Origin of the sequence: Curtobacterium sp. MCLR17_058 (genome assembly GCF_003234705.2) — a bacterium.
Taxonomy (GTDB): Bacteria; Actinomycetota; Actinomycetes; order Actinomycetales; family Microbacteriaceae; genus Curtobacterium; species Curtobacterium flaccumfaciens.
This window is the reverse complement of the sequence record NZ_CP126262.1, coordinates 1860933-1874185: the sequence shown is the minus strand read 5'-3', so window position 1 is coordinate 1874185 and position 13253 is coordinate 1860933. Positions and strand designations below refer to the sequence as shown.

13 protein-coding genes and 4 tRNA genes are annotated in these 13253 nt (G+C 71.4%); 9 read left to right on the top strand and 8 right to left on the bottom strand.

What is annotated here, in order from left to right; all coding sequences use genetic code 11:
• Nucleotides 1-26 precede the first annotated feature (26 nt).
• The 3 genes from DEJ11_RS08910 to DEJ11_RS08900 are packed head-to-tail and all read left to right on the top strand — an operon-like array spanning nucleotide 27 to nucleotide 1534.
• A complete protein-coding gene (locus DEJ11_RS08910) occupies nucleotides 27-665 on the top strand; it encodes a DUF1345 domain-containing protein (RefSeq protein ID WP_111039569.1) in 639 nt (212 codons plus the stop codon).
• Between the two features lie 35 nt (nucleotides 666-700).
• Entirely contained in the window at nucleotides 701-1003 is a 303-nt protein-coding gene (locus DEJ11_RS08905) for a DUF4190 domain-containing protein (RefSeq protein WP_146250058.1), read from the top strand.
• Nucleotides 1004-1033: 30 nt separating this feature from the next.
• Nucleotides 1034-1534, top strand: a complete 501-nt coding sequence (locus tag DEJ11_RS08900) for a GNAT family N-acetyltransferase (protein WP_258375424.1) — start codon at nucleotides 1034-1036, stop codon at nucleotides 1532-1534.
• A 3-nt stretch (nucleotides 1535-1537) separates the two neighbouring features.
• On the opposite strand, the gene DEJ11_RS08895 is transcribed toward DEJ11_RS08900, so the two are convergent.
• The 3 genes from DEJ11_RS08895 to DEJ11_RS08885 all read right to left on the bottom strand — a co-directional run bounded on the left by DEJ11_RS08895 (nucleotide 1538) and on the right by DEJ11_RS08885 (nucleotide 3554).
• Nucleotides 1538-2590, bottom strand: coding sequence for a BLUF domain-containing protein (locus DEJ11_RS08895; RefSeq protein ID WP_111103732.1), 1053 nt, complete (start codon nucleotides 2588-2590; stop codon nucleotides 1538-1540).
• 246 nt (nucleotides 2591-2836) lie between these two features.
• The gene (locus DEJ11_RS08890; RefSeq protein WP_111103733.1) at nucleotides 2837-3331 is read right to left on the bottom strand and encodes a hypothetical protein; all 495 of its coding nucleotides are present in this window, start codon (nucleotides 3329-3331) and stop codon (nucleotides 2837-2839) included.
• A gap of 76 nt (nucleotides 3332-3407) precedes the next feature.
• A complete protein-coding gene (locus DEJ11_RS08885) occupies nucleotides 3408-3554 on the bottom strand; it encodes a hypothetical protein (protein WP_181440842.1) in 147 nt (48 codons plus the stop codon).
• A gap of 225 nt (nucleotides 3555-3779) precedes the next feature.
• On the opposite strand from DEJ11_RS08885, the gene DEJ11_RS08880 reads away from it, so the two are divergent.
• Nucleotides 3780-4175, top strand: coding sequence for a hypothetical protein (locus DEJ11_RS08880; protein WP_111103735.1), 396 nt, complete (start codon nucleotides 3780-3782; stop codon nucleotides 4173-4175).
• 24 nt (nucleotides 4176-4199) lie between these two features.
• Here DEJ11_RS08880 and DEJ11_RS08875 read toward each other — a convergent pair whose 3' ends face one another.
• The 5 genes from DEJ11_RS08875 to DEJ11_RS08855 all read right to left on the bottom strand — a co-directional run bounded on the left by DEJ11_RS08875 (nucleotide 4200) and on the right by DEJ11_RS08855 (nucleotide 6377).
• The gene (locus DEJ11_RS08875) at nucleotides 4200-5417 is read right to left on the bottom strand and encodes an MFS transporter (protein ID WP_111103797.1); all 1218 of its coding nucleotides are present in this window, start codon (nucleotides 5415-5417) and stop codon (nucleotides 4200-4202) included.
• 106 nt (nucleotides 5418-5523) lie between these two features.
• Nucleotides 5524-5904, bottom strand: coding sequence for a hypothetical protein (locus DEJ11_RS08870; protein WP_146246884.1), 381 nt, complete (start codon nucleotides 5902-5904; stop codon nucleotides 5524-5526).
• Between the two features lie 123 nt (nucleotides 5905-6027).
• Nucleotides 6028-6102 (bottom strand) — tRNA-Val (locus tag DEJ11_RS08865).
• 47 nt (nucleotides 6103-6149) lie between these two features.
• Nucleotides 6150-6223: transfer RNA gene (locus DEJ11_RS08860), tRNA-Cys, on the bottom strand.
• Nucleotides 6224-6305: 82 nt separating this feature from the next.
• Nucleotides 6306-6377: transfer RNA gene (locus DEJ11_RS08855), tRNA-Gly, on the bottom strand.
• A gap of 215 nt (nucleotides 6378-6592) precedes the next feature.
• Between DEJ11_RS08855 and DEJ11_RS08850 the strand changes: the two genes are divergently transcribed.
• The 5 genes from DEJ11_RS08850 (at nucleotide 6593) to DEJ11_RS08830 (ending at nucleotide 13203) form a co-directional block, all read left to right on the top strand.
• Nucleotides 6593-6665 (top strand) — tRNA-Val (locus DEJ11_RS08850).
• Nucleotides 6666-6778: 113 nt separating this feature from the next.
• Complete coding sequence (locus DEJ11_RS08845; RefSeq protein ID WP_111103736.1) at nucleotides 6779-8344, top strand: DUF3375 family protein; 1566 nt, start codon at nucleotides 6779-6781, stop codon at nucleotides 8342-8344.
• Nucleotides 8341-9129 carry a DUF4194 domain-containing protein gene (locus DEJ11_RS08840; RefSeq protein WP_111103737.1) on the top strand — a complete coding sequence of 263 codons (789 nt, stop codon included), beginning with the start codon at nucleotides 8341-8343 and terminating at the stop codon, nucleotides 9127-9129. Before DEJ11_RS08845 ends, DEJ11_RS08840 begins: the two co-directional genes overlap by 4 nt.
• Nucleotides 9126-12494, top strand: coding sequence for an ATP-binding protein (locus tag DEJ11_RS08835; protein ID WP_111103739.1), 3369 nt, complete (start codon nucleotides 9126-9128; stop codon nucleotides 12492-12494). The genes DEJ11_RS08840 and DEJ11_RS08835 overlap by 4 nt, the downstream gene beginning before the upstream one ends.
• Nucleotides 12495-12888: 394 nt before the next feature.
• Nucleotides 12889-13203, top strand: coding sequence for a hypothetical protein (locus DEJ11_RS08830; protein ID WP_111022856.1), 315 nt, complete (start codon nucleotides 12889-12891; stop codon nucleotides 13201-13203).
• Nucleotides 13204-13253 lie beyond the last annotated feature (50 nt).

Below are 13253 nucleotides of genomic sequence, written 5' to 3'. Positions count from 1 at the left end.
GAAGGAACGATCGTGAAGGCACGACGATGAACGATCGGATTCTCTCCACGCGTCGGGCGCTCGTCATCGTGGGGATCGGGGTCCTGGTCGGGGTCGCGTTGACCTTCACCGGGGCTCCGTCCCTCGGGCCGCTCGCGGCCTGGTGCACGGCCGGCCTGATCGCGCTGGTCCAGGTCTGGCACAAGTGCTGGCGCCAGGACGCCGACGGCACCGAGCGTCTCGCCCGCGAGGAGTCCGAGACACGGGTCAGTGACAACGCGCTCATCGTGGCTTGTTTCGCGAGTCTCGCCGCCGTCGTCCTGGCGCTGAGCGAAGCCAGCCAGGCGCGAGATCCGGCCTCGGTCGCGGCGGTCATGCTGGGTGTGCTCGGCACGATGGTGGCGTGGGCGTTGGTCAACACGGTCTACGCCTTGAAGTACGCCCGGATGTTCTTCCTCGACCACCGGGGCGGTGGGTTCGACGTCAAGCAGGACGGGCGGCCGACCTACAGCGACTTCGCCTACTTCGCCTTCACGATCGGCATGTCGTACGCGGCACCAGAGATCGAGCCGGATGACAGTGAGACCCGGCGGAAGGCGTTGCCGCACGCGCTGCTGTCGTACTTCTTCGGGACGGTGCTGATCGCGGTCGCCATCAACCTGGTGACGAACCTCGGTCAGGGGTGAGCGGAGGAATCCTCGTCGACCCTATGCTGGCCGACGTGACCGACCTCGCTCCTGACCAGACCGCGCCGAGCGCCGCCGGGTCCCCCGCATCGGCAGCCTTGCCGCTCCCGCCCCTCAGCCTGCTCGCGGTGGTGGCGATCGCCCTCGCGTTCGTGGCACCGATCGGCGGTCTCGTCGTCGGTTTCATCGCGCGGCGCGACGTGCGGCTGACCGGTGAGCGGGGCGACGGCATCGCGTTCGCAGCGATCCTGATCGGGGCGACGCTGACGATGTTCGGGGTCATCGTGCCGCTGTTCCTCGGCGGTGCGGGGTTCTTCGACCTGGACCTCCAGCTCTGAACACAGGACGCCGGTCGTTACCCTGACCGAGTGGGGAACGATCCTGATGTCTCGACGCTGATCCGGCCGGCGACGCTCGCTAATGCGGATGCGATCGCCCATGTGCACACGGTGTCGTGGCGAGAGACGTACTGCCGGTTCGTCGACGACCCGGACACGAGCCCGTGGTTCGACGCGGGTCGCCGGGTCGACATGTGGCGGTCGACGCTCGAGAGTCCCGACGTCCGAGAAGCCGTCCAGGTCGCCCTCGACAGCACCGGCGTCGTGGGCTTCGCCGCGGCGCAGACGACCCCCGAGCCGGATGCCGTCCGCCCCGAGGAGCTGACGACGCTCTACGTCCTGGCACGTGCGCACGGAACCGGAGCCGGCCAGGCCCTCCTCGACACCGTGCTCGCCGATCGTCCGGCGTCGCTGTGGGTGGCCGCGGACAACCCGCGGGCGCACGCCTTCTACCGGCGGAACGGCTTCACGCCCGACGGTGCCGAGTCGGCGTTCGGACCCATCCCCCGGACCGTGCGTCTGGTGCGCTGAACGTCAGTCCCCCGCCGGCGCGGAGATGTCCCACACGGTGGTCTCCTCGTACTGCTCGGACCAGCCGCGGCGCATCCGGGCGGCGGCACGGTCGAACGCGTCGACGACGTCGGTGTCCGGCGTCAGCAGCGCCTGCAGGCGGATGCCGTCGTAGAGGGCGAGCAGCTGCTGTGCCCCGCGGATCGGGTCCATCGTCGCCGGTTCGCGGCCGGTGCGGACGTCTTCCTGCAGCGCGGTGCGGACGGTCTCGCGGAACTGCAGGTACGCGGACCGGTAGTAGTCGGCGCCGTCGGTCGACGGGTCGGTCGAGATGGCCAGCGTCGCGGCGATCAGACGCATGAGGGACGGGTCCTCGGCGTGGGCGGAGAGCAGCGCGTGCAGGAACGCGACCGTGCCCTTCTCACCGGCGAGCGGCAGCAGCGGTGCCGACACCGCGCGGGTCCACCGCATCACCGCGGCGGCCAGCAGTGCGTGCTCGGAGGGGAAGAGCTCGAGGATCTCGGCCTGCCGCATCCCCGACCGGGACGCGACGCCCTCGAGCGAGAAGCGTGACAGTCCCCCGTCGTGGATGACCGCGATCGCACCGTTGATCGCCCGCGTGCGCGGGACTTCCTCGTCGGCGGCGTTCTGGTTCGTCAGTGGTGCCAGCGGGTGCTTCCGGAACCAGTCCAGGAGGGCGCGAGCGCGGGAGGCCCCGAACGCCGGATCAGTCGGGCGACCCGGGCTGAACAGGTCGCTGAACCCCGGGACGTCCTGCATCAGCGGGTCGAGGGACTGGAACGCCATCGACCAGTCCGGGAACGAGCGCTGGGCGATCGGCTCGTCGAGCAGCACCCGGACGTTCGTGTGTCGCGGGTCGGCCCGGACCTGGTCGAAGCGCTGCCGGACGACGTCGTCCTCGCCCTCGATGATCCCGATGCAGTTGTCGTCGCGGTGCGCGAGCATGCCGGTGACGCCGAGCCGGGTGTTCTTCTCGCGACCGACCGCCAGGATCTGGGCGAGTTCGGAATCCGTGATCGGACGGGTCTGGGTGCTGGTGTAGACGAGCGATCGCATGGTGCTGCTTCCTGGTCGGACGGTCCCCCGGTGTGTGGGAGGCGCCGCCGTGTCGAACCCGAATCGACTCGACGGCACCTCGTGGTCACCGTAACCAGCGGCGACCACCTTCACTGCGACGCAAGACGGTCCGTGGCTGTTCGGCACCCGGAGGATGCCGACCTCTGAATGGAACCATCTGCCCGAGTCCGGCGGTACCCCCACAACGGGGAACGCACGTTCTCCGGCCGCATTCCGGGGCGAGCGTCAGTGCGCGCGGTCGCCCGACGGCGGCGTCTCGAAGATGCGCTCGCCCGTCGTCGGGTCCCACCCGATGGTGCGGGGTTCCGCTGCTCGCGGGCGTCGTGCGTCCCGCGGGAAGAACGGACGGGCGCTGGGCAGGTAGCTGAGCACCGCGGCGACGACGACGCAGACGGCGTCGACGAGGCTCCAGTCCACGCCGTCGGTGGCGATGGTGAGCACTTCGCTGCAGGCAGTCAGCCCGGCGATGATGGCGAGCCAGAGCCGCGCGTTGCCGGAGCCTCGTCCCATCCGCGTCGCCAGCCACACGAACAGGGCCGACCAGGCGAGGACGAGGACGAGCCCGAGCGACGCCCCGATGATCGCGCCGCCGGCTTCGCGCATGGACACGACCATGCCGGGCGCGGCGGTCACGAGGCTGATGATGACGGACGCCCACCAGAGCGCCACGGCGATCGTGACGACCCGCGGTCGCGCGCGCTGTTCGGTGTGCTGTTCCATCAGGTACTCCCCCGTCGTTCCGCTGGATGCGGCTCGACGATCCTACGGTGACGGAGCGGAACCACGGTCGCGCTGCCTAAGGGCGGTAGTCCTCGCGACGTGGCGGGACCTGCGCCGCGTGGGAATCGGTGTACGGCTTCGCGCCACGCATCCCGCCCAGCGTCTTCGCAACCGTCATCAGCAACCAGCCCAGCCCTCGTGCCACGATGCTCAAGATCTTCATGGCGCCCCCTCGTCGGACCGACCTACGGAGTCGGCCTCATGTCTTGACACCGTACGCGGAACAGCCGGATTCCCGCCAGGGACGGCAGACTCTCGGTCCCGTCGTCGATCGAAGTCGCGCATAGGCTGGACGCCCGACCGGGGAGGAGTCGCGATGCCGGTGGTCCGCGAGCGAGTGCCGTTGTGGCGCACGCCCTGGTGGCACCCTCGCCGCTGGGAGGCGCGGATGTGGGTGCTGCTCGTCGCGGCTGCTGCTGGCGGCGTCCTCCGCGAAGTGGCGCATCCGTTCTACGACGACGGGGTCGAGGCGATCGTGAAGTGGCTCGGCCTCTGCATCCCAGGATGTGTGATCGCGTACGTCGTGGTCGGTCGGTGGAAGAAGGGCCTCACCACGCTGTGGAAGCCGTCGTGGCGCGAGCTCCGACGGATCCTGGTAGCAGCACCGCTCGGGCTGCTGGCCCTGCGGTTGCTCATCGAGGACGACGACGGGTGGTTGTGGCTGCTCGCCGGGGTGTCCGCCGCGCTGCTCGCGCTCGCGGTGGCTCGCTGGGTCGCTGCCCACCGCGATCGTCGACGTCGGACCGATGTGTACGGGACGGTGTCCGCTGACCCGTACGCGTAGCGCCCGATGGGGTTCGTCGATCCCCTACGCGTCCTGTGCCGAGTTGGTCTTCGACGGCAACCGCGATGCCACGAGCGTCCCGACGAGCGCCACCAAAGCGAACGCCGCGAACCCGAACGGCAGCCCGATCGCGCTGCCGACACCACCGACGACGAGTGGTCCGACGGCGTCCCCGGTCTCACGCCCGAGCTCCGCTGAACCCATGGTGCGACCGAGCCGATCCGGCGGAGTCGTTCCGGCGAGGTGCGCGAACGCGACGGGTGTCAGCGTGGCGACACCGGCCCCGGCGAGCAGGGCCGCGATGAAGACGGCCACCGCCGAGGGTGCGACGGCGACCACCAGGAAGGCCGCGGCAACCGCGGCCGTCCCGGCCACACCCGCCACCCCGGTACCGAGACGCCCGGCGTCGTGCAGTCGGCCGGCGACGGGCTGCACGAGCGACGACGTCACCGCGAGGACGGCGACCGCGAGCGTCGACACCAGGAGCGGGATGCCGAGCTCGGTACCGAGCGCGGGGAGCATCCCGGTCAGCGCGCCGATCGCAGCGCTGCCGACGGCCAGGACGACGACCGGGATGAGGAACTGGCGGTCCGTGGCAGCTCGGACCATCACGGTGAGCGTGGCCCGCTGCCGGGGCAGGGGCACGATCGGCTCGACGGCGACGAGCACCGCCACCGCCGTCACGAGAGCCATCACGACGAGGATCCCGAAGAGCCACTGCGTGCTGCCGAACTGCACCACGAGTGCACCGATGACCGGTCCCCCGGCGTAGCCGAGACCCTTCCACGAGCCGTACCGACCGAAGTACGTCCCGCGGCGGTGCGCCGGCACGAGGCGGGCAACTGCGGCGGACGATGCGGGCGAGAACGCGGAGGCGCCGGCACCCTGCAGCAGACGGGCGAGCCCGAGCCAGAACGGACCGGTCCCGAAGACGCCGATGAGTGAAGCTGCCGCGAAGACGACGAGTCCGCCGACGATCACCGGTCGCGGGCCGATGCGGTCGGACAGTGCGCCGAAGACCGGCTTGAGGACGAGTTCGGCGACGTCGTAGAGCGCCAGGAAGAGCCCCAGCCACGCGAGCGTCAGGCCCAGTTCGAGGTGCTCGCCGCCGACCGCCGCGGCGATGCCGTTCGCCCCGAAGGCGGTCACGAACCCCGCGGCGTACAGCGGAGCGAGCCGAGGGGCAGTGGTCGTCGACGAGGCGGTCACGTGCTCACCCTGGCCGACCGCGCTCTGGTCCACCAGCCCCTCGTGGTCGACACGCGGGCCAGCGAACGCCGCGCGCCCTGCGACGAGGCCGGCTGACTCGATCTGGGCCATTCCAGTCGCCGTCGAGGGAACTCCGTCGCTACAGCCGGATCGCCCACTCGATGGTCGGCGGTGCTCCGCCGCCGTGTCGGAGGGCGTAGTCGTCCAACACCGCCCGGCGGACGTCCACACCGCTCGCGAATCGTTCCAGGTGTGTCAGGAGCCATTCTGCCGGCGCCTCGTCGATCATCTCCTGCCACGTCGGACCGAGCACTTCGTCCAGTTCGAGCACGGCAGCGTGGGTGTCACGGCCGTCGAACTCGTAGACCGCGACTCGGCGCGCGGTGAACGCCAGCCAGACTCCTCGTTCGACGACGACGTCACCGGGGTCCCGATCGTCCCGCTGCCACTCGCAGACCTTGTGGAACAGCACCGGCGTGGTGCCGCGTCGGGCACGCTTCCGCCTCCGGCCGATCTGCATGACCACCACCGTACCGGGCGGGGTCCACGGAACATCGCGGTCCTGGCGGACTGGGAACGACGAGCAGACCGGAACGAAGAAAGCCCCCGGCCGGACCTGGTGGTCCTGCCGGGGGCTTCGTGGTGGTGGGCGATACTGGGATCGAACCAGTGACCTCTTCCGTGTCAGGGAAGCGCGCTACCGCTGCGCCAATCGCCCAAGTCCCTGCGTGGACCGGAGTCCATCAAGGTCTTGGAGGGTGGATCTGGAGGTGGGGACGGGATTCGAACCCGCGTGGACGGCTTTGCAGGCCGCTGCCTAGCCTCTCGGCCACCCCACCATCGAGGTTCACGTCTCCGTGAGTACCCGAACGGTGGGATACCCTCTGGTGAGTCGCGGGCCTTCGAGAAGACCCACACTCGAGCGGATGACGAGATTCGAACTCGCGACCCTCACCTTGGCAAGGTGATGCGCTACCACTGCGCCACATCCGCACTTGTCGTTCCGCTGTCGCGGCGACGACGTAAACTCTATACGCACCGGGGCACTTCCACCAAAATCCTCCCCGTTCACCGGGCGTGTCCCCCGAGTTCATGCGGATCGGGGCGGTTCGACACCCCCTGCGGGCAGCGCGCCACACCCGGGCCGCGCGACGTGTTCGATGCACCGCCGGACTTCCGCTAGTATCGATCCGCACGAACAGTGCAGGGGGCGATTGGCGCAGTTGGTAGCGCGCTTCGTTCACACCGAAGAGGTCATCAGTTCGAGTCTGGTATCGCCCACACAGCAACACACACCACCGACAAGAGCCCGACGCAGCAGCGTCGGGCTCTTGTCATCTCATCAGGCCGCAGGACGCGGGCCAGACCACCAGCACGATCGGACGAAGGGGCGCATGACCGACGTCGACCTCGAGTTCGCCCGGGTCCGAGCGGTCCTCGACCGTCCGACCCTGCGACTCATGTCCCGGCCGACCAGCGCCACGGTCCTGGCCGTGTTCCGCACGGTCTTCGACCGCGACGTGCAGTACGTCCCCGCCGACCGCATGCACCTGCAGGTCGAGGAGCACGTCGCGCGCCTGCAGGCTGCTGGTGCCCGCGTGCCCGCGAGCGACCAGCCGGTGCCGGCGGCCAGCGCGCAGGCCGACAGCGAGCAGACCGAGGGCGAGCAGGAGGCCCGCCCGAACGGCCGCGCGCTGTGCCGCGAGTGGGTCGGCGCCCAGTGGCTCGTCCGCTCCAACTCCCCCGACGGCGACGAGCAGTACTCCCTGACGAGCCACGCCCTCGAGGCGCTGAGCCTCGTCGACGCCCTGTCGGCCGACCGTGCCCTGATCAGCGAGAGCCGCCTGGCGATGATCGTCGACGCCGTGCACCGGTGGGCCGCCCGCGCCGAACCCGACCCCGACGTGCAGATCCGCCGGATCGACGCCCAGATCGCCGAGCTGCAGGCGGAGCGGGAGCGCCTGGAGCACGGCGACGACGTCGTGGCCGTCGACGACGACCGGATGCGCGACGGGTACACGAACATCTCCGACCTGATCCGGCAGCTGCCGAGCGACTTCAAGCGCGTGGAAGAGGCGGTCGCGACGATGCACCGCTCGATCGTCGAGGACTTCCGGCAGGAGGTCCGCCCGATCGGCGAGATCCTCGACGACTACCTGGCGCGCACGGACAACCTGATGGAAGCGACGCCCGAGGGCCGTGCCTTCGAGGGCGCCTTCGAGCTCCTCCGCGACGACGCCCTGCTCCTGCGGCTCCGCGACGACATCGCGACGATCCTGGCGCACCCGTTCGCGCAGGGCCTCGGAGCCGGCGAGCGTCGGGCCTTTCGCAACACCGTGACGATCCTGCGCCAGGGCATCGAGGACGTCCTCGCCCAGCGCCGTCAGCTCACCGCCACGCTCCGCGACCAGATCGTGGCCCACGACGTCGTGCGCGACCGCGAGCTCGACGCCGTGCTCCGCTCGATCAACCGCGGCCTCGCCACCCTGATGGACCAGGGCGGCGCACGCGACCGGATCCCGCTGCCGCTCCTGCCGGCGGCCGCCGAGGTCGGCACGCTGCGCGAGCGCTTCTACGACCCGGACGCCGAGTCCGTGCCGCCGCCCATCGAGGAACCCGACGACGACGTCTTCGAGGACCTCGACGTCGAGATGCTCCGCATGCACGGTGGGCCGCTCCTGACCGAGCTGCGTGCGGCACTCCGCTTCGCCGAGGCCGACTCCAGCGTCGACGCGTTCCACGGGCTGCCGCCCGAGCAGCGCCGACCGGTCGAGCTCTTCGGCCTCGCGCACCTGCTGACGGGGCGCGACGACTTCGAGTCCGCCGCGCACGTCGCCGAGCACCGCACGGTCCGCCCCGACGGCACCGCGATCACCTTCCACATGCCCACCGCTGCGCTCGACGACGAGCACCGTCCGGTCGGCGACGCACACGACGAGAACGCACAGGAGGCACGGTGAGCGACACGACGCCGGCACCGGTCGACGACACGGTCCCCTACGACGACCCCGCATCCGTGATGCAGGACGACGAGCGTGACGAGTCCAGCTTCGCCCTCTTCGAGGGCGACGAGGGCCGGCTCGACGAGCACCAGCGACGCGCCCTGGTGGCACTGCTGCGGCACTCGTACGTCAGCTCCCGCACACACCCCGACGAGTGGCGTGCGGTGCTCGACGCCGAGTACCAGCTGCGGTCCCGCCTGAACGACCTGTTCCTCGAGCTGCACGTCGACCGCGACCGCGAGGTCGCGTGGAAGCGCCAGGCGCGGTCGGAGAGCCAGCGCCGCACGTTCCCGACCCTGCTCCGCGACCTGCCGTACACCCGCGAGGAGACGATCGTCCTCGTCTACCTGCGGATGCGCCTGCGCGCCGACGCCCGACCGGGCCCGGACCAGGTCGTCGTCGACCGCTCCGAGATCCTCGGGCACGTCGCGGGCTTCCGTCCGGCGACCGCGACGGACCGCACCCGCGACGAGGGCCGGGTCGCGAAGGCCATCGAGCGCCTCGTGACCGCGCGCATCCTGATCCGCACCTCCGACCCGGACCGCTTCCGGGTGGCGAGCGTCGTCGAGGTGCTGCTCCCCCTGGAGCGCCTGCTCGAACTGGACGCCTGGCTGCGGACCACCACCTCGCAGGGTGAGGCGACCGCCCCGGGCGGCGAGCCGACCGACGGGGACGACCCGGGCCTCCCGGCAGACGGCGAAGCCGAGACCGACACCGACGACGAAGGCGAGACGGAAGCGTGACCGACACGTTCGAGATCCCGGCGCTCTTCGACACGGTCGCGCAGTGGCGCGCCGAGTCGATGCAGGTCGTCAACTGGGGTGGCTTCCACGGCCACCGGCAGGTCGAGCTGTCCGGCACGGCGACGCTCATCTCCGGCGCCTCGGGCACCGGCAAGTCCACGCTGATGGACGCCTACCTGGCCGTGATGATGCCGTCCGACGTGCCGTTCAACGGCGCCTCCAACGACGCCACCACCGGCCGCGCCCGCAGCGCCGACCAGCGCAACCTGCTCACGTACCTGCGCGGCAAGGTCGACACCCGGCGCGACCCGGAGACCGGCAGCCTGCGCGACGTGAACCTGCGCGGCGACGACCAGACCACCTGGGGCGCTGCGGCGGTCACGTTCCGGAACGACGACGAGCGGCGCTTCACGGTGCTGCGTGCGTACATCGTGCCGAAGCGCGCCCGCGGGGTCGGCGACATCCAGATGACCATGGCGACGGTCGACGACACCTTCGACCTGCGCCGGCTCGAGGAGTTCGTGCCGTCGCGGTTCCACCACCTCGAGCTGACCGGCCGCGTGCCGGGGCTCGTCATCCGCGACACCTACCAGGAGCTCGCGTACACGCTGCAGACCCGGCTGGGCATCGGCGACTCCGGCGGCGGCAACCGGGCGATGCGCCTGCTCGCCCGGATCCAGGCCGGCCAGCACCTGCCGACCGTCGACGCGCTGTACAAGTCGCTCGTGCTCGAGACCCCCGGCACGTACGAGGCGGCCGACCGGGCCCTCGCGCACTTCTCCGCCCTCGACGAGGCGTACGAGGCGATGGACACCGAGGAGCGCAAGGTCCGCATCCTCACCCCCATCACCGACCTGCACGACGAGATCTCGCGCGCGACCGAGGCCGCAGCGGCCCTCGACGGCATCGCGACCGGCGCCGAGGTGTCGCCGTTCGCGCACTGGACGGCCTCGCGGAAGCGCGACCTGCTCGACGCCGAGGTGTCGCGCAACGCCCGCGAGCGAACGGCATCGCGCGCCGAGGTCGCCGCGGCCGAGGCCCGGCACGGCGCCGTCGAGATCGAGCTGCGCGACGCCGAGGCCCGGCTCCGCGACCAGGGCGGCAACGCACTCGCCCAGCTCGAGGACCGCATCGAACGCCTCACCCGTGAGCGCGACGCCGTGGTCCGCACCCGCGCCACCTTCGACGAGCGCACGGCGGTGCTCGGGGTCCCGGTCTCCTCGGAGCAGGACTTCACCGGGATCCAGCGTGCCGCGCACGAGTTCCTCGGGTCGTACGCCGACGCGCGCACCGCCCTCGACGAGCGCCGCGACGCCCTGACCCGCGAGGAGTACCCGCTCCTCGACCGCGAACGGTCCCTGCGGCAGGAGCGCCAGTCGCTCGAGCACCGGCAGGGCGCGATGCCGCTGCCGATGCACGAGGCCCGGCTCGCGATGGCCCGCGCCGCCGGCATCGACCCGGCCGAACTGCCCTTCGTGGCGGAACTGCTCGACGTGCTGCCCGGCGAGGAGCGCTGGCGCACGGCCATCGAGTCCGTCCTGGCCCCCGTCGCCCGCACGCTGCTCGTCGACCAGGACCGCCTCGGCGACTTCAGCGAGGCGATCGACGCACTGCGCCTGCCCGTCCGCGTGCAGTTCGAGGGTGTGCCGACCGGCCCGCACCTGGACCTCGACGGCGACCCGGCGATGGTGTCCGGCAAGCTCGCCATCAAGCCGTCGCCGTTCAGCACCTGGGTGCGCGAGCGGATCGAGTCCGACCGCACCGACGCCCGCTGTGTCGCCTCGGCGTCGGACCTCGGCGGAGGTGGCCGCCGGGTCACCGAGTCCGGGCAGCTGCGTGACGGCCGTCGTGGCGCGCACGGTGACCGCCGCCAGTCGAACGTCATCGGCTTCACGAACGAGGCCCGCGTCGCCGCGGTCGAGCAGGAGCTCGCCTCGATCGCGCAGGACCTCGCCACGCTCGAGGCCCGCCGCACCGACGTCGCGCAGGACCTCACCGCGCTCGACGTGCTCCGCGCCGCGCACCAGCACGTGGTCGACGTCACGTGGGCCGCGATCGACGTCGACGGGCTCGGGACGTCCCTCGCCCGGCTCGACGAGGAACGGCAGGCGCTGCTCGCCGCCGACGACGGCCTGCGGACGCTGCGGGCCTCGGTCGCGCGGCTCCGGAAGTCCCTCGACGAAGCGGCCGACCGTCGCTCCGCCGCACGGCTGTCCGTCCAGCGGCTCGAGGAGCGCCACGCGGTGCTCGTCGACGGCCAGGACGCCGCCGCCGAGATCCTGGAGCGCTTCGAGTCCTCGCCCGGTTCGCTGCCGGACGACCAGCAGTCCCGCCTGCTCGAGGAGACCTTCGAGGAGATCGGCGCCCCGGACGGCGTCGACGGGTTCGACGACGCGACCCGACGCCTGAAGCGCCGGCTCGAGGAGCGGCTCACGCAGGCGCTCGACGGTGCCGCGGCAGCCTCGACCTCGTTGACGCTGACGTTCCAGCGGTACCAGGACGCCTGGCCCGACCCGAACCTCGGCACCGGCGTCGCGTCGTACCCGGACTACCACGCGATCCTCGACCAGATCGTGGCGACCGGCCTGCACGCGCGTCGGAGCGAGTGGCGTCGACGCCTGTCGCAGTGGAGCGGCGAGGACCTCGTCCCGCTCGCCGGCGCATTCGACCGCGCCGTCGTCGAGATCGAGGAGCGCCTCGAGCCGGTCAACGAGATCCTGCGGGAGCTGCCGTTCGGCGCGAACCGGGACCGCCTGAAGATCCAGATCCGCCGGGTCACCCGCGAGGACGTCACCGCCTTCCGCCGTGAGCTCCGCGCGCTGTCCGCCTCGGTCGACACCGAGCTGACCGACGACGTGCTCGAGACCCGGTTCCGACGGCTCCGGCGCTTCATGGCGGTCATCCGGCCCGATCCGGACGCCGCCCGGGGCCGCACCACCCAGCGCGACGCGGTGCTCGACGTCCGCCGGCACATGGAGATCACGGCCGTCCGGTACGACACCGACGGCAACGACCTCGGCGTGTACTCGTCGCTCGGCGACAAGTCCGGTGGTGAGACGCAGGAACTCGTGGCGTTCATCGTCGGCGCCGCGCTGCGCTACCAGCTCGGTGACGAGACCCGCCCACGGCCCCGGTTCGCGCCGGTGTTCCTCGACGAGGCGTTCATCAAGGCGGACTCGGAGTTCGCCGGCCGTGCGGTCACCGCGTGGCTCCGGCTCGGGTTCCAGCTCGTCGTGAGTGCGCCGCTCGACAAGGTCACGGCGCTCGAACCGTCGATGGAGCGGCTCCTGTCGATGCGCAAGCACCCCGAGACGGGCCACTCGTCCATCACCGAGATCGCCCGGGTGGAGCCGGCCGCGGTCTGACGCGGGCGTGGTCTGGTGGCGGTCGCGGGGCGGTCGGCTGGTCAAGACACCCCGCTCAGGTTCGCCGAGGGGTCACGAACTGTCGGATGGCGGCGCCGCAGCCGACGGTTCGTGACCACTCGGCGCGCTGCAGGCGGGGTGTCCTGACCACCCGGCCCGCGCTCTGGACGCGACCGACAGCGGCCTGGAGGCGCGGTGCGGGCCCGCCACGGGCCTCCCGGCCGTCGTCCCGCCGGTCGCAACAGCCCGCTCACCTCCGCCGAGCGGTCACGACGCGTCGCCTGGCGGCGGCGCAGCCGACAGTTCGCGACCACTCGACGCGCCGCAGGCGGGGTGTCCCGACCACGCGGCGGCCGGGCCGTCAGCGTGTCGACAGGTGCCGCACAGACGTTCCATGACCACTCGCCGCTACGGTGATGGCGTGTTCGGACGCCGCCGCTCCCCCAGTCCCCGCCCCGACGACGCTCCCGGTCTCGGCATCGGTGCCCTCGTGCAGGTCATCGACACCGATCGCGGTGGCGAGCAGTGGGCCGACGAGCCGATCGGGGTGATCGTGGCTCCCGGCGGGAGTCAGATCGGCGGGACACAGCGCACGTGGACCGTCGCCTTCGATGAACCCGCGTACACGAAGGACGGCCGCGGCCCCTTCGAGCGCGCGACCGTCCTGAGTCGTCAGCTGGTGCCGGTCACGACCGACAGCGGCGAGTAGTCCGGGTCCGGACTCAGTACTCCTCGGAGCCGCTCTTCATCATGGCCGCG